Here is a 20,992-nt window from a genome sequence, read left to right on the forward strand (position 1 = left end):
TGGTGATCGGTCGGTTGCTTGGCGTTACGCTCGCGCAATGTACAAGAGGCGCACTTCCCCCCGCCCCGACCGTCCCCTCCGCGGGACGGGCCGCCGCCTCGGCAGTACGGGCACGATGCTGGTCGCGGCGTTCTCGCTGCTGGTGCCCGCCTGCACCTCCGGTGGTGTGACGGCGGCCACGACGACCTCGACCAAGCGGGCCGCCGTTCTCGCACCGCTGCCGCGCGCCGTCCCGGTGGCGCTGTCGGCGTACTACCGGCAGCAGCTCGACTGGCGCGACTGCGTGGGACCCGGCTTCCAGTGCGCCACGATGCGGGCCCCGCTGGACTACGCGAAGCCGGAGGCGGGCGACGTCCGGCTGGCGGTGGCCCGCAGGAAGGCGACCGGCCCCGGCGAGCGCCTCGGCTCGCTGCTCGTCAACCCGGGCGGACCGGGCGGCTCGGCGGTGGAGTACCTGGAGTCGTACGCGGCCCTCGGCTATCCGCAGGCGGTCCGCGCCCGCTACGACATGGTGGCCGTCGACCCGCGCGGCGTCGCCCGCAGCGAGCCGGTCGAGTGCCTCACCGGCCCCGGCATGGACACGTACACCCAGACGGATCCCACCCCCGACGACGAGGCGGAGGCCGACGCGCTGGTGGGGTCGTTCCGGCAGTTCGCGAAGGGCTGCGAGGCACGCTCGGCACGGCTGCTGGGCCATGTGTCCACGGTCGAGGCGGCCCGCGACATGGACGTCCTGCGCGCACTGCTGGGCGACGAGAGGCTGACGTACGTGGGGGCGTCGTACGGGACGTTCCTGGGCGCGACGTACGCCGGCCTGTTCCCGGGGCGCGTCGGCCGGCTGGTGCTGGACGGCGCGATGGACCCGTCCCTGTCCGCCCGCAGGCTGAACGAGGACCAGACGGCGGGCTTCGAGACGGCCTTCCAGTCGTTCGCGAAGGACTGCGTACGGCAGGCCGACTGTCCCCTCGGCGGCCGGGGCACCACCCCCGGCCGGGTCGGTGAGAACCTGAAGGCATTCTTCCGGCGGCTCGACGAGAAGCCCCTCGCGACCGGCGACCCGGACGGCCGGGAACTCGGCGAGTCCCTGGCCACCGTGGGCGTGATCGCCGCGATGTACGACGAGGCCGCGTGGCCCGAACTGCGCCAGGCTCTCAACCAGGCCGTCGAGGACGAGGACGGGGCGGGCCTGCTCGCCCTCTCGGACAGCTACTACGAGCGGGACCCGGACGGCCGCTACTCCAACCTGATGTACGCCAACGCGGCCGTGAACTGCCTGGACCTCCCGGCGGCCTTCTCGGGCCCCGAACAGGTCGAGAAGGCGCTGCCCGCCTTCGAGAAGGCGTCCCCGGTCTTCGGCAGGGGCCTCGCCTGGGCCGCCCTGAGCTGCACGTACTGGCCCGTTAAGGCCACGGGAGCGCCGCAGCGCATCGAGGCGAAGGGCGCCTCCCCGATCGTCGTGGTGGGCACCACCCGCGACCCGGCGACCCCGTACCCCTGGGCGCGGGCCCTGGCCTCCCAGCTCTCCTCCGGACGGCTGCTCACATACGAGGGCGACGGACACACGGCGTACGGCCGCGGCAGCGACTGCATCGATTCGGCGATCAACACCTACCTGCTGCGGGGCACACCGCCGGCCGAGGGGAAACGCTGCGCACAGCGGTGAGGCCGGGCCGGCCGGCGGGCACCCGCGGCTTCCCGCCGCGGGCGTCCAGGAGGGTGCCCCGGTGGGTGGTAGGGGGAGCTCGGGAAACTGTGTAGACTTACCGATGTTGCTGATCGCACCATAGTGCGGGCAGCGCGCCGCTTTAGCTCAGATGGCCAGAGCAACGCACTCGTAATGCGTAGGTCTCGGGTTCGAATCCCGAAAGCGGCTCCATGAGAGGCCAGGTCACGTGATACGTGTCCTGGCCTCTGGCTGTTGTGGGCCGCCCCCGGGCGGGCCCGGGCATGCCGATGTGCGGGCCCGGGCAAGCGACGTGCGACTGTGATCCGTATGTGATCGCCGCCCCGTAGCCTCCGCTTGATCAGAGGGTGCACGCGAGTGCGTCATCGCAGCGCAGGGCCGTACATCACATATCGGCGCGCGGCGATACCGGCAGTGGTCGGCGGGGTACTGATCCCGGTGCTGTTGTGGTGGGCGGGAGCGAGTGCGCAGGCGCTGCACCTGCAGGGTGCCGTCGACCTGCTCGGCGGCCGGACCACTGCCGAGCTCGAGCACTGGCTCGTCCCCTGGTCGTACGATCCGCCGGACTCGCTCCGGTTCAGCGCCGGGAGCAGTGACACGGCCGGGAGTGACGGCAGCCGGTACGGCGAGCTCTACCGCACCGCTCTGCAGATCAGGTTCGTCGCGGTCTTCGCCTTCTTCGTGCCCGGGGCACTGTTCCTGGTCCGCAGGCTGCCGCCGGTGCGCGGCCGGACGCCTGCCGCGCTGCTCGCGGTGTGGGCCTGGGGCCTGGTGGCCGGGACCCTGGCGGTGGCCGTCTCCGCGCCGTGGCTGATCGCCTCGCAGGGCGGCAGTTACTGCTTCCTGCCGCAGCTGGCGTCCATGATCTCCTCCGGGCGGCAGATCCTCGTGGTGGCCGCGCTGGTCGCGGCGGTGGGGGCGGTGCTCGTGGCACGCGTCACCGCGGAGGGCGCCGGTCCGTTGCCGCGGCGGCCCGTTCCGGCGCCTGCCGCCCGGCCGGCCGCAACCGCCGGGACCGCGGTGATCGCACTGTCCTCGGTCGTCCTGTCGTACCAGTCGAACGCCGCCGCTCTCCAGACGGCCTTCACGGGCAGCGGAGTGTTCGCCGAACCGGGCGACCTGCTGCGCCAATGGCTGCTGCTCGGCGCCTGGACGGGCCCGTCCGGCACACCGCTCGGCGACTGGCTCCTGTACCGCAGCGCCGACGTACTGCTGCTCGCCGTGGTGTGGTGGGCGCTGCGGCTGCTGCCCGGGCTGCTCACCCGAGCCGCTGTGCCGGCGATGGCGGTCGGCGCGGTCTGTGCGACCGTGATCGGGCTGCTGGCGAGCCAGCTGCTGCGGGTGGTGACGGACGGGACGGGCATGCGCTGGGGACTGCTGCATCTGTCCGCCGTCCTGGGCGGCGGCGTTCCGGCCGCCCTGACCTTCGGACTGGTGGCGGGAGCCGCGGCTGCCGTGATCCTGCGGCTGACCACGGGCCGCGCGGGAACCGCCGAGGCCGACGCCCGCGCCCAGGACCCGGCACAGGACCCGGTGCAGGACCCGGATCGGGACCAGGTTCAGGATTTCGCCCGGCCCTAGCAGTACGACGTACGACGAAGCCCTGTGGCACGCACAAGGCCCCGGTCGTTCACCTCAGCCGACCGGGGCCCCGCAGGCCCCGGACCCGGCCGCGGCGGCGACACTCCCCCGAGCAACGCGTCCTACGCGCGCACCGTCGGGCCAGATCCGATGAAGTGATCACATCAGACGGCACCAACGGATCGCTAACATGTGGCCAACGGGCGGCGCGAAGTCGTCGTGGAGCACGGCCCGGAGGCCGGGCGGAGGGACGACAGGCGGTGCTATGCGGTACGGGCTGCGGTTCGGACTGCTGGGTTCGCCGGTGCTGTACGACGCCGACGGCGGCGTACGGCCGATCGGCAGCGGCAAGATGCGTGCCCTGCTCGTCGCGCTGCTGCTGGAGCCCGGCCGGTCCGTTTCGGTCGAGTCGCTCAAGGACGCGCTGTGGGGCGGTGCGCCCCCGCCGTCCGCGCACGCCTCGCTGCAGAACCATGTGACCAGGCTGCGGCGGCTGTTGGACGATCCGGAGCGGCTGCGTGCCGTTCCGCCCGGGTATCTGCTGCGGGTCGGCGAGGGCGAGTTGGACGTCCGGGTCTTCGAGACACACGTGTCGGCCGCGCGCTCCGCGCACGCGGACCGGGACTGGGCGGGTACCGTGCGCGAGGCCGCCGCCGCGCTCGCGCTGTGGCGGGGGACGCCGCTCGGCGCGCTGCCGCAGGGCTTCGGTGGTCACGCCTTCGTCCAGCGGCTGGAGGAGGCGCGGCTGCTGCTCCTGGAGTGGCGGTACGAGGCGGAACTCGGCCTCGCCCAGGGTGCCGGGGGCGCGGGTGCCGCCCTGGCCTCGGGCGCGCTCGCAGATGCTCCGGCCGCCGGACCCGCCCGGCTGGCCGCGCTCGCCCCCGAGTTGGCCGCGCTCGTGGCCGAGCATCCCCTGCGGGAGGCCTTCCACCGGCTGCTCATGCTGGTGCTGCACCACACCGGACGCCAGGCCGAGGCACTGGCCGTGCACCGCGATCTGCGCGCCCGGCTGGTCGAGGAACTCGGCGTGGAACCGGGGGCGGCGGTACGCGACGCGCATCTGGAGATCCTCCAGGAGGAGCCCGCCGGAAGGCTCACCGGCAGGGCACCCGACAGTTCTGACGGCCCCCATGGCGCCGCGAGCAGTGGCGTCGGTACGGGCACGGCGGGTACCGGCAGTACTGCTGCCACTGCCGGTACCAGCGGTGCCACCAGCTCTGTCGACGCGCCCTCCGGCCGTCCGCGTCCCGCCCAGCTCCCGGCCGCTCCCGCCCACTTCACCGGCCGCGGCGACACACTCGCCGCCCTGCGCCGCGCTCTGGACACCGGTCTGTCCCCGGCCGACCGTTCCCCTGCGGTGGCCGTCGTCAGCGGCATGGCGGGCGTCGGCAAGAGCGCCGTCGCCCTGCAGGCGGCCCATGAGCTGGCGGATCGCTTTCCCGACGGCCAGCTGTACGTCCATCTGCACGGTGCCACGCCCGGTATGACCCCCGTCAGCCCGCACCAGGCCCTCACCGCACTGCTGCGCGACCTCGGTACCGAGCCGCGCCAGATCCCCGAACACCCGGACGCGGCGGCCGCGTTGCTCCGTTCCACGCTCGCGCCGACCCGCACGCTCATGGTGTTCGACGATGCCGCGAACGCCGCGCAGGTACGGCCGCTGCTGCCCGCGGGCGCCGGATGCGCCGTGATCGTGACCAGCCGGTCCCCGCTCACCGCGCTGGACGGCGCCCACCGCTTCCCGCTCACGCCGCTGTCGGACGAGGACAGCGCGGCGTTACTGCGCGCGGTCTCCGGCCGCGACGGGCTCGACGGCGCCCACCCGCTCGTCGAGCTCGCCGGCCGTCTCCCGCTCGCGCTGCGGATCGTGGCGGCACGCCTCGCCGCGCGCCGTGCGCTCAGCCCGGACGCCCTCGCCGGGCAACTGGCCGCTACGGAGGGGCGGTTGCACCACCTGGAGTACGACGATCTGAGCGTGCGCCGGTCCCTCGCGGTGGCGCACGAGGCCCTGCGCGCCTCCGACCGCGAGGCCGACCGCGACGCGGCACTCGCCCTGCACCGCATCGGGGCGCTCGACCTGCCCGCGTACGGCGCACCGCTCGTCGCCCGTCTCACCGGCACCGACGAACGGCGTGCCGAGGCCGCTCTCGACCGGCTCGTCGACGTGGCGCTGCTGGAGGAGACGGCGTACGGCCGGTACGCACCGCACGATCTGGTACGGGACTTCGCCCGCGAGCTCTCCGCCGACGGCAGTGACGCCAGTGACGCCTGCGATGCCTGTGATGACAGCTGTGCCAGTGGTGGAAGCGACGGCGGCGCGGGCAGTGACGGCAGCGGGGGCAGTACCGGCACCGAGCGCGGTGGTGCCGTCGCGGACGCGCTGCGCTGGTACGCCGACCGTGCGCGCCAGAGTCTGATCGCGCTTCTGCCGCCCGGATACGAGCGTGAGGAACGGCTGCGGCCGACGGCCGGTGAGTCGGCCCCGGTCGACACCCGCCCGTTCCCCTCCGCGGAGGCGGCCTTCGCCTGGGGCGACCGTGAACTGCCCAACATCGTCGCCCTCGTGGAGCGCTGCGTACGGCCGGGCGCGACCGGCATCGCCGCAGGGGCGGTGGCCGGGACAGCAGCCGGTACGGCCGGCGGGATGAACGACGGTACCGCCGATGGGACGGCCGCGGCCGCCACCCCCTTGGCGCTGGTGCCCGTGCTGGTCCGCCAGCTCTTCCCGTACCTGCAGCGCAGCGGACGTCTCGCCGAGCTGGACGTGCTGGGGCGGATCGCGCTGGACGTGGCCCGGTCGGTGGGGGACGACGCGGCCGAGGCGTTCGCCCTCACCGACCGGGCGGGGCTGCACTTCATGTCGGGCCGGCTCACGGAGGCCCTCGCCCTGAACGACCTGGGGCTCGAACTGTGGCGCGGGCTCGGTGCCGTCTCGTGCATCCGGCGCTGTCTGAACAACCGGGGCCTGCTGCTGGAGAGCCTCGGCCGGTACGAGGAGAGCGAGGAGACGCTGCGCCAGAGCCTGGAGCTGTCGCGGCAGCTGGGCGATCCGTACGGCCAGGCCGTCACCTTCAGCCATCTCGGCAACCTGCTCAAGCACACCGACGCGCGAGCCGCCATCGTGCACCACCAGCGCAGTCTGGCGCTCGGCGAGGTCGCCGACAGCGTCCTCGTACGGCACACCGCACACTGCAACATCGGATACGCCCACCTCCGGCTCGGTGAACCGGACCGGGCCGTGCAGAGTTTCGAGCAGGCCCTCGCGATCCTCGGTGACGACGAGGACTGGGGCGGCGAGTCCCAGACCCGGCTCGGGCTCGTACGCGCCCTGCGCGCACTGGACCGCACCGAACGCGCCTTCGACGAGTGCGGCCGGCTGCTGGAGCTCGCCGAACGGCGGGCCGACCAGTACATGGAGGGTCTCGCCAGGCACCAGCGGGGCCTGTTGCTGGCGGACGAAGGGTGCTCCGACGAGGCGTACGCGGAGTGGGAGGCGGCGCTGCGGGTCCTCGACGGCACGGACTCGCCGGTGGCGGGGAAGCTGCGGAACCTGCTGGCGGACCGCTGAGCAGGTGCGCGAGCACCCTCACCACCCTCACTTCGCGTCGGCATAGCACTCCACCACCGCCGTCGTGAACGGGAAGCGCACCGGTGTCCGGCCGAACGTGAGGTGTCCCGCCAGATCGGCCGCCTCCCGGATCGCCGCGACGACCGCCTGGGCCTCCTCCTCCGGGCAGTGCACGATCACCTCGTCGTGCTGGAAGAAGACCAGTTCGGCCGCCATGTCCGCCAGTGTGCGGCGCAGGGCGGCGAGGAGGAGCAGCGCCCAGTCGGCGGCGCTCCCCTGGACGACGAAGTTACGGGCGAAGCGGCCCCGGGCGCGGGAGTCGGTGGACGCGTATCCGGGCGTCCAGTCCTGGTCGGTGCCGGAGTCGGCGCCCACGGAAGCCCGCGCGGGCTCGTCCTGCGGGATGCCCGCTTCCTCCGCCGCGGCCTCGGCCGCGGCTCCGGCCGCCGGCGGGCTCGTACGGCCCAGCCAGGTCCGTACGAGCCGGCCCTCCTCGCCCGCGCGGGCCGCGTCGTCCACGTACGCGACGGCCCGGGGGAAGCGGCGGCGGAGTGCCGCGAGGTTCTTGAGGCCGTCACCGGAGGTCTGCCCGTAGACCGCGCCGAGCACGGCGAGCTTCGCCTGCGCGCGGTCGCCGGCGAACGCCCGGTCGGACACCTCCTGATACAGGTCGGTGGCGCGGCTCGCCACCTCCATCAGGCCGGGGTCGCGGGAGATCGCCGCCAGCACGCGCGGTTCCATCTGGTCGGCGTCGGCCACGACGAGCCGCCAGCCGGGGGCGGCGACGCAGGCGCGGCGGATCACCTTGGGGATCTGCAGGGCGCCCCCGCCATTGGTGACCCAGCGGCCGGTGACCGTGCCGCCCGCGAGGAACTCGGGCCGGAACCGGCCCTCCCGCACCCAGTCCTGGAGCCATGACCAGCCGTGGGCGACCCAGATGCGGTACAGCTTCTTGTACTCCAGCAAGGGCCGTACGGCGGGATGGTCGACGGACTCGAGCTCCCAGCGGCGCGTGGACCTGACCTTGATCCCGGCCTGGGCGAAGGCCTTGACGACATCCGCGGGCAGGTCGGGCCGTACGCGCCGGCCGAACGCCTGGGACACCTCGTCGGCGAGCTCGGCCAGCCGCCGGGGCTCACCGCCGCCCGCGTACCGCTCGCCGAGGAGTTCGTGCAGGACCCGGCGGTGCACGTCGGGGCTCCAGGGCAGGCCGGCGTGGTTCATCTCGGCGGCGACCAGCATGCCGGCCGACTCGGCGGCGGTGAGCAGGCGCATGCGGCCGGGGTGGGCGGTGGCGTCGTGCCGCCGCTGCTGGTCCGCGTACACCTCGACGAGGTCCGTGAGGGGGACGTGGACGGGGCGGGGCTCGAAGAGCGGGGCCTGGGCGCCCGGCTCGGCGGCGCGCTGGGGCGGGTCCGGGGGGACCGGGGCGCCGCGGAGGCGGGCGAGCGCCGCGGCGGCCGAACGGGGTTCGCCGTGCCGTCCCTCATGGCCGAGCAGCAGGTTCTCGGCGACATCGATGTCGTAGCACCGCTCCACGCGCACCCCCGCGGCGATCAGGCGCGGATACGTCGCCGCGGTCGCCCGCCACACCCAGCGGGCGACCCGCGGCCGGCTCCGGACGGCGGTGACCGGGTCCGGCTCGTGCCGTACGGGTCCCGCGAGCAGCCCGTCGGGGCCGAGGGGGGCGATGTACGCGCCTCCGTCCTCGGCCTCCGCGAGAGCCCAGCGAGCCCAGTGGTCGGTCATGGGTGCGAGTGTGACAGGGGGGTCTGACAACGGGCCCGCGCTCACCCCGCACCCCCGGCCTTCCCCCACTCGGCTCCGGCCGCTTACACGTCCGTGTCCTCCGTGTCCTCCGTGTCCTCCGTGTCCTCCGTGTCTTTCGTGTCCCCCGTGATCGCCCGCAGCTCCTGTGCCACGTTCGCCTCCGTCGCGTCCTTCCTCACGCCCAGCCCGCTGAGCACCCCGTCCCCGTTCTCGAACTCCAGCAGGGCGAGGAGGATGTGCTCGGTGCCGATGTAGTTGTGGCCGAGCCGGAGGGCCTCGCGGAAGGTGAGTTCGAGGACCTTCTTGGCGTCCGCGCCGTAGGGGAGGAGCTCGGGCACGTCGGCGGACGCCGGAGGCAGTGCGGCCGTCGCCGCGGCGCGGACCTCCTCCAGGGTGACCCCCTGGGCGGTGATCGCCTTGGCCCCGAGGCCCTCGGGCTCGCTGAGGAGGCCCAGTACGAGGTGTGCGGGAAGGCCCTCGGTGTTTCCCGCCGCCTTGGCCTCGTTGTGCGCGGTGACCACCACGTTGCGGGCCCGAGGGGTGTAGCGGCTGAAACCCTGGCTGGGGTCGAGGTCGGCCTCGGCCTTCGGCACGAAGCGCTTCTGGGCCGCCTGCCGGGTGACCCCCATGCTCCTGCCGATCTCGGTCCAGGACGCGCCCGAACGCCGGGCCTGGTCGACGAAGTGGCCGATCAGGTGGTCGGCCACGTCACCGAGGTGGTCCGCGGCGATCACCGCGTCCTCGAGCTGGTCGAGGGGCTGGGGGTGGACCTTCTTGATGGCTTCGATCAGGTCGTCGAGGCGAATGGACGCCGTGACCAAGGGGTTCGTCGTCATGTGTCAACCGTAGGTTGACGCTGGGGGGTCGTCAACCCCGAGTTGACAGCCGAACGCTTTTCGATGCCGGACGGCGGCATGTCACGATCGACGCGTGAGTACGACCAGCACGGTGGACAGCGCCTTCGGCACCGCCCTGTACGCCGACACCGACGCCGCCCTGGACGCGGGCGCCTCACTGCTCGCCGCCGACCCGTCCGCCGACCCAGAGGTCGCCCGCAGGGGGCGCGACTTCGTCGCCGCGGCCTGGCGGCGTGGCTGGCAGCCCGCCGACGTCGTACGGCTCGTGCGGCGTGAGCTCGACGACCACCACGTACGCCTCGTCGCCCGGCTGATCCTCGACGAGCAGGAGCATCCCGCCCCCGAGGAGGCCGGGCGTGGCTCCCGCTGGGCCGCCCAACTCGGGGAACTGGACGGGTTCGCGCCGCCGCCCCGCACCGACCGTTTCTCGCACGCCACCGCCGTACTGGAGCTGTACCGCCTGCTCCTGCGCCTGCCCGCCCTCGAACCGCTCGGCGAGGCGCGGGCGCCCCGCAGCTCTCCCGGCTCTCCGGAGCGTCCGTCCGGCGGCGCCCGCGTGCTGTCCCGCATCCGTGCCCTGCTCGCCAAGGCCGAGGCCACCGGTTTCCCCGAGGAGGCGGAGGCGCTCAGCGCGAAGGCGCAGGAGCTGATGGCGCGGCACAGCATCGACGAGGCGCTGCTCGCCGCGCGGGCACACGACCCGAACGTGCCCAGTGCCTGCCGGATCGGCGTCGACCCGCCGTACGAGACGGCCAAGGCGGTGCTCCTCGACGCGGTCGCGCGCGCGAACCGCTGCCAGGCCGTGTGGAACGAGGCCCTCGGCTTCTCCACGGTCGTCGGCTTCGAACCCGACCTGGAGGCGGTCGAACTCCTCTACACCTCACTCCTCGTGCAGGCCACGACCGCGATGACGACGGCGGAAGCGGCGCAGAGGGCGGGGGGCAGGAAGCGTACGAAGACGTTCCGGCAGTCGTTCCTGGCGGCGTACGCGTACCGGATCGGCGACCGGCTGGCGGCGGTCGCCGAGGCGCAGACCGAGGCGTCCGGGAGCCGGGCCGAAGGGGTGTCCGGGGAAACGCCCGGGCCGGACCTGCTGCCCGTCCTCGCCGCCCGCGACCTGGCCGTCCACGAGCAGGTCACGCGTCTGTTCCCGGACACGGTCACCACGCGCGTGCGCGGGGTGAGCGACGAGGCCGGCTGGCACCAGGGCGCGGAGGCGGCGGACCGCGCCCGGCTCGCGGCCCGGCCCAGGCTGCCGTGAGCGGGCGTCCGCGCCCTGCGGGCCCCCGTCGCCCCGGGTGTTCTCAGTCGCCCGACGGCAGGAACGGGCTCACCGTCATGTCCAGCTCCTCCGCGGACTTCACGGCGACCTCCGCGTCCGGCCACGCGTAGCTCTGCGCCGTGCCGCCGCCGGGCAGCCGGAACTCCACCCGTTCCGGCCGTACGGCCTGCTCCGGGTCCCCCGCGGCCCCGCGTACGTAGGTGATCGTGAAGGACGCCGCCGCGTTCTCGGCCAGGGTCAGCTTCGGCTCCGCGGCGCCCTCCTCGGTGCTGACGGTCCAGGAGCTGTCGCCGCTGTGGACCTCGGTGTCGGGGACGCCCTGGAGCGTGCAGGTGCTGCCGGTGTTGGTGAGAGTGACGGGGATGTTGCCCGTGTCCCCGGCGGCGGGGGCGGCGTTGCTGGGGCCGAAGCCGACGGTGAGCTTGTCGGCCGCGCAGGCGGTGACCTTGCCGCCGGCCGCGCCGGACGCGGTGTCCTCGTCGGAAGTGCCGGGAGTGTCGGACGAGTCGCCGCAGGCGGTCAGAGTGAGGGCGGCCACGAGGGCGGCGGTGACGGCGGCGGGCGTGGTGCGCATGGGCTCCCCCGGGTCGGGTAAGGGACGGTGTGCTCCGACGATCATCACGCGGTGCGGATGGTGAAGCTTCACATCACCCGCGCAGGCGACCGGCCGCGGGGTGGGCCGACGCCGCGTATGACCGAGACATCCCGTTTGCTCCCCGTACCCGTACGCTGATGTGGATGAGCTGGTTCCGGGCGCTGAAGGAGACCGGCCGCTCGGGACTGACGGTCGAGCGCAAGCGTCTCGAACCGCTGGTCGCGGTGCGGGCCGCGGCAGGGCTGGCGATCATGCTCGGGTTCGGCCTGTGGGCGTTCGGGCCCCTGGCCGCGGCCAGCTCGGCGTTCGGGGCGTTCCAGGCGGCGATGGCCACGTTCCAGCGCAGCTGGCGGCCGCGCCCCACCCTCGCCCTCGTCTCCGGCACGACCCTCGCCGTCTCGACCTTCCTCGGCTACGTCACGATCTCCCGCCTGCCGCTGTTCCTGGTCCTGCTGATGGTGTGGACGTTCCTGGCCGGCCTGGCCTGGGGAGCGGGGCCCACGACCGGCCTGATCGCCGCCTCGAACGTCGCGATCATGCTCATCACCATCACCCTGCCGACCTCGGTCGCGGAAGCCGCGGTCCACGCCGCGATGATGATCGTGGGCGGTCTGGTGCAGGCCACGCTGATCGTCCTCTTCCCGGTACGCCGCTGGGGCGCCCAGCGCGACGCGCTCGCCGACGCCCTGGCCGCCGAGGCCGACTACGCCCGCCGCCTCCGTCACGACCCGGTCGCCCGCTTCGACCCCGAGCCCCTGATGGCGGCCCGCGACGCGGCCACGCTGACGCCCCGCCAGGCCCGCACCCGGCCCGCCGAACTGCGCGGCTCCCGCCTCCTCGCCGAGCGCATCCGGCCCGTCCTCGCCACCCTCGCCGACCCGGCGCTGGGCGTCCCCGACGAGGGCCGGGCACGCGACCGCGTCCGCGAACTCCTCGCCGCCGCGGCCACCGTCCTGGACGCGTCGGCCTCCGCGATCCGCCACGGCGGGGAGGTCGACGTCCCGCCGGCCGCGCTCGCCGCGCTCCGCACCCCGGACACGGGCGCGATCCTGAAGGGCCCGTCGGCCCGGGCGGCGACCCGGCTCGGCACACTGCTGCAGGACGTCGTCGAGACGGCGGGCGGCGCGCACACCGACGGCCCTCGCCCGCACACCCGGTCCCTGCGGCGCCCCTCGCTCCTCGGCCTGGTCCCCGTCACCCTGCGCGCCATGCGCGGGGAACTCCGCCGGGACTCCCCGATCGCCCGCCACGCCGTCCGCATCACCGCGGTCGCCGTCGCCGGCTACCTCATCGGCGCGGCCCTGCCCTTCGGCCACGGCTACTGGGCCCCGCTGACCGCGGTCATGACCATGCGCCCCGACTTCTCACAGACGTACAGCCGCGCGGTCGCCCGCTTCGGCGGCACCCTGATCGGCATCGCCCTGGCGACGGGCATCATGCAGGTGGCGCACCCGGGGACGTACCTCTCGGGCGCCCTCGCCGTGCTGAGCGCGGGCCTGACGTACCTCCTGATGCGCACCGGCCAGATCGCGGCCCAGGCCTGTATCGCCGCGTACGTGGTCTTCCTGCTCGGCATGGGCGGCGAGGCATGGACGCAGACGGTGACGGAACGCCTGCTGCTCACCCTCGCCGGCGGCCTCCTCGCGATGCTCGCGTACGCCGTCTACCCGGCCTGGGAGACCCCGCGGCTGCGCACCCGCCTCGCCGACTGGCTGGCCGCGACGGGCCGTTACGCGGGGGCGGTGGTCGGCCGGTACGCCGCTCCGGGCGACCCCGAGCGCTCCGCCCACGAGGTGCGCGAGGCCCTGCTGGCCGGCCGTACCGCCCGTATGGACTGGCACACCGCGGTCGCCCGCGCCGAGAACGAGCCCGTACGCCACCGGGGCCTTTCCCGGACCGCCGCCGAGGAGGCCGAGGAGGCGGTCGCCCAGTTCGGCCGCGTCGCCATGCTGCTGGAGGCCCATGTCCCCGGCCGGGACGCGCCCCCGAACCCGGCGGCCACCCGTTTCGCCGACGTCCTGCGCACCGTCACGGACCGGGGCGCGAAGGCCGTACGCGAGCGCCGGGTCCCCCGCTGGGACGGGGCGCGCGAGGCGCTGGCGGCCTGGGACGCCCAGGACGCCGGGCGCGGGGAGGCGGCGACGGACACCGGGCACGAGGAGGCGGCGACGGACACCGGCGCGGTCGTACGGCTCGGCGCCGCGCTCCTCCTGGAGGCGCTGGACGAGCTCTCCGAAGCCCTCGACACGGGCGCACCGCCGATGTCGGTGCGCGGAAGGGGCGACAGCGGCCGACCCCGTTCCTGATCCCCGGTCCCTCTCAGGTCCCGAGTCCAGCCGTCGGCAGCCCCGACGGCATCGAGCCGCCCTCCGCCTTCCGGTACGTCTCCTCGCCCGCGCCGCCCTCCCACGTGACCGTGAGGCTCCCGGCGCCCACGGAGTCGACCCGGCCGTCGGCGCGGTCGTCACCGCCACCCCTGCACGTGAGGCGGAGCATCCGCACGCCGGCCTCCTCCTCGGCGGTGCCGCTGCACATGGTCCCGCCGGTCTCGAAGACCGCTGCCTTCTCGCCGGTGACGATCAGTGCCACCGCCTTGCCGTCCGTGGTGGCCAGCCAGCTGCCCTCGAGCCCGCCCGTCGCGCCGGACGGCTCCGTCGTCGGCGCGGCGGGCGCGGACGACGAGGCATCACTGCCGGAGGAGCCCCCGCCCCCGGAGGAATCCCCGCCCCCGGAGGAATCCCCGGCTCCGGAGGAATCCCCGGCTCCGGAGGAACCCTCGCCTCCAGCGGAGTCCCCGTCCCCGCCGCTGCACCCCGTCAGGACGAGCGCGGCCGTCAGTGCGGCCGCCGCTGCCGCGACACGGGCCCGCCGGGCCGGGAAGGCTGCCGTGGTCGTCGTGGTCACTGGAACCCCCAGGTGTGCGTGTGGCTGTGATGTCACCTCGGCAACAGCCGCAAGCCGGCAGCCGTCGCGGACAACTCCACGGACGATCACACAAGGGGGCGGTCCTCACCAGGCCCTCACCACGAGGACTTGCGCACCCCCGGCAGGAATCCGGCGTGCGCCTGCTCCCTCAGACTCACCCGGGACAGCCCGAAGGCCCGGAAGTAGCCGCGGGGGCGGCCGTCCACCTGGTCCCGGTTGCGCACGCGCGTGGGACTCGCGTCGCGAGGCTGGCGGCGCAGCTCCCGCTGCGCGGCCTCCCGTTCGGCCGCCGTGGAGGAGGGCCTGCGGATGACCTCCTTCAGTGCGGCCCGGCGCGCCGCGTACCGCTCGACGGTCTCCCTCCGCTTCTCGTTCTTCGCGATCTTGCTCTTCTTCGCCATTCCCTGCTCCGTCCCCTCGGATCCTTCGACCTTCAGACCTTCGTCCCACGCGCGCGGATGCGCGCCACGGCCGCCTCGACGCCGATCGCGTCGACCGTCCGGATTCCCCTGGCGCTGAGCCGCAGGCGCACGTACCGGCCCTCGCTCGGCAGCCAGTAGCGCTTGGACTGGATGTTGGGGTCGAAACGGCGGGACGTGCGCCGGTGGGAGTGCGAGATGTGATTGCCGAAGCCCGGCCGGGCCCCGGTCAGCATGCAGTGGGCGGACAAGGGTGACGCACCTCTCTCGATCGCTTGCTGTAAATGGAATTCATTTTCAGTAAGGTACCAGTCATGGCACGCAACGAACTCCGTCCGGTCATCAAGCTCCGGTCCACCGCCGGCACCGGCTACACCTACGTCACCCGCAAGAACCGGCGGAACGACCCGGACCGCATGACGCTGCGCAAGTACGACCCGGTCGCGGGCCGGCACGTCGACTTCCGAGAGGAGCGCTGAACCGCCGCCATGCGCAAGGGAATCCATCCGGCCTACGGTCCCGTCGTCTTCCGGGACCGCGCCGCGAACCACGCCTTCCTGACCAGGTCGACGATGACGAGCGAGAAGACGATCGTCTGGGAGGACGGCAACACCTACCCCGTGGTCGACGTCGAGATCTCGGACGTCAGCCATCCCTTCTACACGGGTACCGCGCGCGTGCTGGACACGGCGGGCCGCGTCGAGCGGTTCGAGAAGCGCTACGGGAAACGGAGCTGACCGGTGAGTGCCGACGAGCTCTCCGTCGTGATCGTCGGCGGGCTGCACGCCGACGCCCGCCGGGCCGCCGTCGAGCGGCTGCTGGCCGAGGCCCCGGGCAGCGTCGCCCTGCACCACGACCTGTCGACCGCGGTCGGCGGTACGGTCCGGCGTACGGTCCGGGACCGCACCGGGGTGACGGACACGGGCGAGACCCCGCTGGTCAACGACTGCGCGTGCTGTGCGCTGCGCGAGGACCTGGTCCCCGAGCTGGAGCGGCTCGCGGCCGGCGGGCTCACCCGGCTCGCCGTCGTCGAGCTGTGGGACTCGGTCGAGCCGAAGGCGATGGCCGAGGTGGTGGCGGCGAGCGGACTGACGGTCAGCTCGGTGATCACCGCGGTCGACCCCGCGCTGGTGCTGCCGTACCTCGCCAACGGCGACGACCTGGCCGAGCGCGGACTCGCGGCCGCGGCCACCGACCAGCGCACGGTCGCCGACACGTTCGCCCGGCAGCTGGAGTACGCGCCCGTCCTCGCCGTCGCCGACTCCCCGGAGGCCGACGACGAGGACCGCGCCCTGCTGGCCCAGCTCCACCCGACGGCCCGCCGGGTTCCCATCGGGAGCGGCCACCCGGGGAACCCGGCGGGCGCCCCGGCACCGTCAGCGCAGAGCGCCCCCGAAGCCCCGGCACGGGAGACGACCCCCGCGGTCGACGCCGCGACTGACGCGGGTGCCGGCGCCGCGGCCGGGCCCGAGGCGCCACGCTCCCCCCTCCTCGAAGCGGCCTTCGCCGGCTTCGACATCGAGGCCGCGGCCGCCGCCCAGCACCCGGCGTGCGCGCTGCTGCCCGTGGAGGCCGACGAGTGCGGGGTCGCCACGCTCGTCTGGCACGGGCGGCGGCCCTTCCACCCCGAGCGGCTGTACGCGGCGCTGGAGGACCTGACCTGCGCGGCGGCACGCAGCCGGGGGCGGTTCTGGCTCGCCGACCGGCCGGACACGCTGCTGCACTGGGACGCGGCCGGCGGCGCCCTGTGTGTGGAGGCGGCCGGGCCCTGGCTCGCCTCGCTGCCGGACGCGGCCTGGGAGCTGGTCCCGCCGGTGCGCCGGGCCGCCGCCGCGCTCGACTGGCATCCGGAGCACGGGGACCGCTGCCAGCACCTGGTGTTCACCTCGCCCGCGCTGGACCGGGACGGACTCACCCGGCTGCTGGACTACTGCCTGCTCACCGACGCCGAGTACGCCGCCGGGCGCGAGGCCTGGTCGCGCCTCCCGCGTCCCTTCGACACCTTCCTGGAGGTCTGATTTGTCCCGCGGTACCGACCGCCGGCCTGCCAAGAACCGGCCAAATCCGTTGGACGTGGCGGGAGTCACGTACATCGACTACAAGGACGCCGCTCTGCTGCGGAAGTTCATCTCCGACCGGGGCAAGATCCGCAGCCGCCGCGTCACCCGCGTATCCGCTCAGCAGCAGAGACTCCTCGCCCGGGCGATCAAGAACGCCCGTGAGATGGCCCTTCTGCCGTACTCCGCCGCACCCCGCTAGTCACCCCGTCGCACCGCGCGCCCAGTCACATTCCTCACCCTGGCCCCGGAGAGCAGCTGCCCGGCTCTCCGGGGCCTCGCGGTGTCCGTGACCAGGAATGTCACCTCGGGGAGAGTGAACGCAAACGGAATGTCCTACGTCTCTACAGTGCGCGGGGCAACCATGCGACCGTAAAGGCTGTAATCGCGGAACCACCCGGCGTGCACGTGCATCTGTACGTGCATCGGCTCATGCATGGGCACGTGAACGCGGCTATGATCCGAGGCAGTTGACTATTGCATCTATGGCCTCTTCAGCCACTGCACCACCCGGGGAGCGACCTGTGGACCACGACGTGTACGGCGTGGACGACGTGTACAACGGCATGGCGGCGACAGAGCTGACGGAGCGCCACAGCGTGGCCTGGCAGAAGAGCCGCCACAGCAACTCGCAGGGATCCTGTGTGGAGTTCGCGCGCCTGCCGGGCGGTGATGTGGCCGTGCGCAACTCGCGCTTTCCCGACGGGCCCGCGCTCGTCTACACGCGCGCGGAGATCGAGGCCATGCTCCTCGGCGTCAAGGACGGCGAGTTCGACCATCTGGTCGCGGGCGGTTGACGCCGGCGCCCGCCGTCACGGGGACGGTCGGCCGGTCCCGGTGGTGTGACACGCGTAGAACCGCGACGCGGAAGAGCGCCGCGGTACGTCACTGAGGCGCCGCGGGAGCCGAGGGGACCGCCTGGCCCGCCGGAACCGCCGAGGCCGCCGGCTCCGGGCCCAGCCGGAACATGGCCCAGACCACCTTGCCGTTGAGGGTCCCGGCCAGCGGGTGCCAGCCCCAGCTGTCGGCGAAGGACCCGACCAGGAACAGGCCGCGCCCCGACTCCGCGGAGAAGTCCTCCGAGAAGTCCTCCGAGCCGTGCGCGACCGGGCTGTCGTGGCTGGGGTCGCGCACCGCGCACACCAGCCGCTCGGTCCAGCGCATCAAGTGCAGCCGCACATGCGGGTGCTGGGCGGGGAAGCGGGAGGACGCCCCGGGCAGACCGTGTCGCAGCGCGTTGGTGACCAGCTCGGAGACGACGAGACAGATCTCGTCGAACCGGTCGCCCAGATCCCATTGGTCGAGCGTGCCGCGGGTGAACTGCCGGGCCTCGCGCACCGCTTCGTACCGGGAGGGGAGTGCGCAGGACGCCGTCCGTGACGCGGCCGCGGGGTCGAGTGGGGGGAGTCCCTGCCGTAAGGGTTCGAGCATGGTCGATCCGTTCGTTCCCATGCGAGGCACTCCCGGGGTCCGCGGTCGTGACGATGCAGCGGTGGCGCAAGACCATGGTTTCCGATGAGTAAGGCAGATGCAAGGGCAGATGCACGTGCACGCGCCCGGTATGGTGCACGGAGTACCCCTTGCCGATGATTTTTTCTGCCGCCTTCTGCCTACATGTTGTGTCCCGCCTGATCTTTTCCTGTGTCCTCGGTTCTGAGACTTTCCGTTTCTGTAACCGCGCATGTGCGGATCGGAGTGGTTAGTGGCAGACTGCGGCCCCTGAAGACCTTGGGGAGGCTGACGGACCGTGGGCGCCGGTGAATCGAGCGGGTCGGTGGTGAGGCGGATGCTGCTGGGCTCGCATCTCAGGCGGTTGCGCGAGGGACAGGGGATCACGCGCGAGAAGGCCGGCTACTCGATCCGTGCGTCGGAGTCGAAGATCAGCCGCATGGAGCTGGGCCGGGTGAGCTTCAAGGCGCGCGACGTGGAGGACCTGCTGACGCTGTACGGCGTGACGGACGAGAAGGAGCGCACGTCGCTGCTCTCGCTGGCGAAGGAGGCCAACGTCGCGGGCTGGTGGCACAGTTACAGCGACGTCCTGCCCAGCTGGTTCCCCACCTACGTCGGCCTGGAGGGCGCGGCCCACCTCATCCGCTCGTACGAGGTCCAGTTCGTGCACGGCCTGCTGCAGACCGAGGCGTACGCGCACGCGGTCATCTCCAACGGCATGCCGAACGCCGGCGAGGCCGACATCGACCGGCGCGTGGCCCTGCGCCTGGAACGGCAGAAGTACCTGGTCTCCGAGGCTGCCCCGCAGTTCCACTGCGTCCTCGACGAGGCCGCGCTGCGCCGCCCGTACGGCAGCCGTGAGGTGATGCGGGGGCAGCTCCAGCACCTCATCGACATATCGGAGCGGCCGAACGTACGGCTGCAGGTGATGCCGTTCGGCTTCGGCGGGCACTCCGGCGAGAGCGGCTCCTTCACCGTGCTGAGCTTCGCCGAGTCCGACCTGTCCGACGTCGTGTACCTGGAGCAGCTCACCAGCGCGCTGTATCTGGACAAGCGCGAGGACGTCACCCAGTACGAGCGGGCGATGCGGCAGCTCCAGAAGGACAGCCCGTCCCCGGAGGAGAGCCGCGACCTGCTCAGGGGCCTGATCCAGCTCTCCTGAGCTGTCACAGTGTCCACAAACAACCTCACAACTCCCTTGTGCCACACGTACGATGACGTGTGATCACGCCACGGTGTGAACGGGCATCCGCCTAGGCCGCGAGGGATTGAGGGATCACATGTCGTCGTACTTCACCGACCTGGCTCAGCAGTACATCGGCGGCGAGTGGCGCCCGGGCTCGGGGTCGTGGGACATCATCGACTTCAACCCGTACGACGGCGAGAAGCTGGCGTCGATCACCATAGCCACGGCCGACGAGGTGGACGCGGCGTACTGTGCGGCGCGCGACGCCCAGCGGGCCTGGGCGGAGACCAACGCGTACACCCGGCGGGCCGTCTTCGAGAGAGCCCTCCGGCTCGTCGAGGAGCGTGAGCGGGAGATCACCGAGGTGATCATCGCCGAGCTCGGCGGCACCCACACGAAGGCCGCCTTCGAGCTGCACCTCGCCAAGGAGTTCCTGCGCGAGTCGGTCCACCTGGCCCTGCGCCCCGAGGGCCGGATCATCCCCTCGCCGATCGACGGCAAGGAGAACCGGCTCTACCGGGTGCCCGTCGGCGTGGTGGGCGTCATCAGCCCGTTCAACTTCCCGTTCCTGCTGTCGCTGAAGTCCGTGGCGCCCGCCCTGGCCCTCGGCAACGGCGTGGTCCTCAAGCCGCACCAGAACACCCCGATCACCGGCGGCGCCCTGGTCGCGAAGATCTTCGAGGACGCGGGCCTCCCGGCCGGGCTGCTCAACGTCCTGATCACCGACATCGCGGAGATCGGCGACGCGTTCATCGAGCACCCCATACCCAAGGTCATCTCCTTCACCGGCTCCGACCAGGTCGGCCGGCACGTCGCCACCGTCTGCGCCGCCCACTTCAAGCGGTCGATCCTCGAACTCGGCGGCAGCAGCGCGCTGGTGGTGCTCGACGACGCCGACATCGACTACGCGGTGGACGCGGCGGTCTTCAGCCGGTACGTCCACCAGGGCCAGGTCTGCATGGCCGCGAACCGCGTCCTCGTCGACCGCTCCGTGGAGGCGGAGTTCACCGAGAAGTTCGTCGCCAAGGTGAAGACCCTCAAGGTCGGTGACCCACGCGACCCGCAGACGGTCATCGGCCCGGTCATCAACTCCTCCCAGGCGGAGGCGGTGACCGGCGCCGTCGAGCAGGCGATCGCCGAGGGCGCCACGGCGCTCGTGCGCGGCACGGCGACGGAGAACCTGGTCGGGCCGTCCGTCCTGACGGGGCTGCCCACCGACTCCGCCCTCCTCCGGCAGGAGGTCTTCGGCCCGGTCGCCTTCCTGGTCCCCTTCGACGGCGAGGAGGAGGCCGTACGGATCGTCAACGACACCCCGTACGGGCTGAGCGGCGCCGTCCACACGGCGGACGTCGAGCGCGGCGTGCGGTTCGCCAAGCGGATCGACACCGGCATGTTCCACGTGAACGACGGCACCGTGCACGACGAGCCGATCGTCCCCTTCGGCGGCGAGAAGTCCTCCGGGCTGGGCCGGCTGAACGGCGAGTCGACGGTCGAGGCCTTCACCACACAGAAGTGGATCTCGGTGCAGCACGGGCGGAGCGCGTTCCCGTTCTGACGGGCCCGGAACCCCTGGGCCATTGCGGACAGGACCTGACCGCAATGGCCCGTAGCTTCATCGG

Annotated in this window: 19 protein-coding genes and 1 tRNA gene; 13 read left to right on the top strand and 7 right to left on the bottom strand. The window is 72.9% G+C overall.

All coding sequences use genetic code 11. The annotated features are described in order from the left end of the window. The first annotated feature begins 37 nt into the window (after positions 1 to 37). The 4 genes from IE242_RS18180 to IE242_RS18195 all read left to right on the top strand — a co-directional run bounded on the left by IE242_RS18180 (position 38) and on the right by IE242_RS18195 (position 6,833). On the top strand, positions 38 to 1,663 hold the full coding sequence (locus IE242_RS18180; protein ID WP_189860410.1) for an alpha/beta hydrolase: 1,626 nt from the start codon (positions 38 to 40) through the stop codon (positions 1,661 to 1,663). A 136-nt stretch (positions 1,664 to 1,799) separates the two neighbouring features. After that, positions 1,800 to 1,876, top strand: a tRNA-Thr gene (locus tag IE242_RS18185). Between the two features lie 192 nt (positions 1,877 to 2,068). Beyond that, a complete protein-coding gene (locus tag IE242_RS18190; protein WP_229859109.1) occupies positions 2,069 to 3,265 on the top strand; it encodes a hypothetical protein in 1,197 nt (398 codons plus the stop codon). A gap of 265 nt (positions 3,266 to 3,530) precedes the next feature. Continuing rightward, positions 3,531 to 6,833 (top strand): AfsR/SARP family transcriptional regulator, encoded by a 3,303-nt coding sequence (locus tag IE242_RS18195; protein ID WP_189860412.1) that lies wholly within the window; start codon positions 3,531 to 3,533, stop codon positions 6,831 to 6,833. A 27-nt stretch (positions 6,834 to 6,860) separates the two neighbouring features. Here the strand turns inward: IE242_RS18195 and IE242_RS18200 are convergent, their stop codons facing one another. Continuing rightward, positions 6,861 to 8,582 carry a bifunctional 3'-5' exonuclease/DNA polymerase gene (locus IE242_RS18200; protein WP_189860414.1) on the bottom strand — a complete coding sequence of 574 codons (1,722 nt, stop codon included), beginning with the start codon at positions 8,580 to 8,582 and terminating at the stop codon, positions 6,861 to 6,863. An 83-nt stretch (positions 8,583 to 8,665) separates the two neighbouring features. Next, the gene (locus IE242_RS18205; protein WP_189860416.1) at positions 8,666 to 9,439 is read right to left on the bottom strand and encodes a Clp protease N-terminal domain-containing protein; all 774 of its coding nucleotides are present in this window, start codon (positions 9,437 to 9,439) and stop codon (positions 8,666 to 8,668) included. A 94-nt stretch (positions 9,440 to 9,533) separates the two neighbouring features. Between IE242_RS18205 and IE242_RS18210 the strand changes: the two genes are divergently transcribed. Then, a complete protein-coding gene (locus IE242_RS18210; protein ID WP_189860418.1) occupies positions 9,534 to 10,721 on the top strand; it encodes a DUF2786 domain-containing protein in 1,188 nt (395 codons plus the stop codon). Positions 10,722 to 10,764: 43 nt separating this feature from the next. Here the strand turns inward: IE242_RS18210 and IE242_RS18215 are convergent, their stop codons facing one another. Beyond that, positions 10,765 to 11,316, bottom strand: a complete 552-nt coding sequence (locus tag IE242_RS18215) for a DUF4232 domain-containing protein (protein WP_189860419.1) — start codon at positions 11,314 to 11,316, stop codon at positions 10,765 to 10,767. 164 nt (positions 11,317 to 11,480) lie between these two features. On the opposite strand from IE242_RS18215, the gene IE242_RS18220 reads away from it, so the two are divergent. Next, the gene (locus tag IE242_RS18220) at positions 11,481 to 13,643 is read left to right on the top strand and encodes an FUSC family protein (protein WP_189860421.1); all 2,163 of its coding nucleotides are present in this window, start codon (positions 11,481 to 11,483) and stop codon (positions 13,641 to 13,643) included. 13 nt (positions 13,644 to 13,656) lie between these two features. Here the strand turns inward: IE242_RS18220 and IE242_RS18225 are convergent, their stop codons facing one another. From IE242_RS18225 to rpmB, 3 genes are all read right to left on the bottom strand, one after another. Beyond that, positions 13,657 to 14,241 (bottom strand): hypothetical protein, encoded by a 585-nt coding sequence (locus IE242_RS18225; protein WP_189860423.1) that lies wholly within the window; start codon positions 14,239 to 14,241, stop codon positions 13,657 to 13,659. 116 nt (positions 14,242 to 14,357) lie between these two features. Further along, entirely contained in the window at positions 14,358 to 14,663 is a 306-nt protein-coding gene (gene rpsN, locus IE242_RS18230) for a 30S ribosomal protein S14 (RefSeq protein WP_189860425.1), read from the bottom strand. Between the two features lie 32 nt (positions 14,664 to 14,695). After that, positions 14,696 to 14,932, bottom strand: coding sequence for a 50S ribosomal protein L28 (gene rpmB, locus IE242_RS18235; RefSeq protein ID WP_189860447.1), 237 nt, complete (start codon positions 14,930 to 14,932; stop codon positions 14,696 to 14,698). 63 nt (positions 14,933 to 14,995) lie between these two features. Between rpmB and rpmG the strand changes: the two genes are divergently transcribed. From rpmG to IE242_RS18260, 5 genes are all read left to right on the top strand, one after another. Beyond that, positions 14,996 to 15,160, top strand: coding sequence for a 50S ribosomal protein L33 (gene rpmG / locus IE242_RS18240; protein WP_030573688.1), 165 nt, complete (start codon positions 14,996 to 14,998; stop codon positions 15,158 to 15,160). A gap of 9 nt (positions 15,161 to 15,169) precedes the next feature. Further along, a complete protein-coding gene (locus IE242_RS18245; protein WP_189860453.1) occupies positions 15,170 to 15,418 on the top strand; it encodes a type B 50S ribosomal protein L31 in 249 nt (82 codons plus the stop codon). Between the two features lie 3 nt (positions 15,419 to 15,421). Then, the gene (locus IE242_RS18250) at positions 15,422 to 16,699 is read left to right on the top strand and encodes a GTP-binding protein (RefSeq protein ID WP_229859074.1); all 1,278 of its coding nucleotides are present in this window, start codon (positions 15,422 to 15,424) and stop codon (positions 16,697 to 16,699) included. Position 16,700: 1 nt separating this feature from the next. After that, entirely contained in the window at positions 16,701 to 16,940 is a 240-nt protein-coding gene (gene rpsR, locus IE242_RS18255; protein ID WP_189860455.1) for a 30S ribosomal protein S18, read from the top strand. A 322-nt stretch (positions 16,941 to 17,262) separates the two neighbouring features. Beyond that, a complete protein-coding gene (locus IE242_RS18260) occupies positions 17,263 to 17,535 on the top strand; it encodes a DUF397 domain-containing protein (RefSeq protein ID WP_189860456.1) in 273 nt (90 codons plus the stop codon). 88 nt (positions 17,536 to 17,623) lie between these two features. Here IE242_RS18260 and IE242_RS18265 read toward each other — a convergent pair whose 3' ends face one another. Further along, positions 17,624 to 18,169 carry an ATP-binding protein gene (locus IE242_RS18265; RefSeq protein WP_229859076.1) on the bottom strand — a complete coding sequence of 182 codons (546 nt, stop codon included), beginning with the start codon at positions 18,167 to 18,169 and terminating at the stop codon, positions 17,624 to 17,626. Positions 18,170 to 18,512: 343 nt separating this feature from the next. Here IE242_RS18265 and IE242_RS18270 point away from each other — a divergent pair, with 343 nt between their 5' ends. Both IE242_RS18270 and IE242_RS18275 read left to right on the top strand, forming a co-directional pair. Next, the gene (locus IE242_RS18270) at positions 18,513 to 19,349 is read left to right on the top strand and encodes a Sco1979 family transcriptional regulator (RefSeq protein WP_506417247.1); all 837 of its coding nucleotides are present in this window, start codon (positions 18,513 to 18,515) and stop codon (positions 19,347 to 19,349) included. Positions 19,350 to 19,467: 118 nt separating this feature from the next. Beyond that, on the top strand, positions 19,468 to 20,928 hold the full coding sequence (locus IE242_RS18275) for an aldehyde dehydrogenase family protein (RefSeq protein WP_189860462.1): 1,461 nt from the start codon (positions 19,468 to 19,470) through the stop codon (positions 20,926 to 20,928). Positions 20,929 to 20,992: the final 64 nt, after the last annotated feature.

This window comes from Streptomyces poonensis (assembly GCF_014650915.1).
GTDB classification, from domain to species: Bacteria; Actinomycetota; Actinomycetes; order Streptomycetales; family Streptomycetaceae; genus Streptomyces; species Streptomyces poonensis.

What these genes read in the sequence shown, in the direction of transcription:
- IE242_RS18180 (WP_189860410.1), top strand. Translation starts at nt 38, where the DNA reads ATGTACAAGAGGCGCACTTCCCCCCGCCCCGACCGTCCCCTCCGCGGG.
- IE242_RS18195 (WP_189860412.1), top strand. Translation starts at nt 3,531, where the DNA reads ATGCGGTACGGGCTGCGGTTCGGACTGCTGGGTTCGCCGGTGCTGTAC.
- IE242_RS18200 (WP_189860414.1), bottom strand. Translation starts at nt 8,582, where the DNA reads ATGACCGACCACTGGGCTCGCTGGGCTCTCGCGGAGGCCGAGGACGGA.
- IE242_RS18205 (WP_189860416.1), bottom strand. Translation starts at nt 9,439, where the DNA reads ATGACGACGAACCCCTTGGTCACGGCGTCCATTCGCCTCGACGACCTG.
- IE242_RS18215 (WP_189860419.1), bottom strand. Translation starts at nt 11,316, where the DNA reads ATGCGCACCACGCCCGCCGCCGTCACCGCCGCCCTCGTGGCCGCCCTC.
- IE242_RS18220 (WP_189860421.1), top strand. Translation starts at nt 11,481, where the DNA reads ATGAGCTGGTTCCGGGCGCTGAAGGAGACCGGCCGCTCGGGACTGACG.
- rpsN (WP_189860425.1), bottom strand. Translation starts at nt 14,663, where the DNA reads ATGGCGAAGAAGAGCAAGATCGCGAAGAACGAGAAGCGGAGGGAGACC.
- rpmG (WP_030573688.1), top strand. Translation starts at nt 14,996, where the DNA reads ATGGCACGCAACGAACTCCGTCCGGTCATCAAGCTCCGGTCCACCGCC.
- IE242_RS18245 (WP_189860453.1), top strand. Translation starts at nt 15,170, where the DNA reads ATGCGCAAGGGAATCCATCCGGCCTACGGTCCCGTCGTCTTCCGGGAC.
- IE242_RS18265 (WP_229859076.1), bottom strand. Translation starts at nt 18,169, where the DNA reads ATGCTCGAACCCTTACGGCAGGGACTCCCCCCACTCGACCCCGCGGCC.
- IE242_RS18275 (WP_189860462.1), top strand. Translation starts at nt 19,468, where the DNA reads ATGTCGTCGTACTTCACCGACCTGGCTCAGCAGTACATCGGCGGCGAG.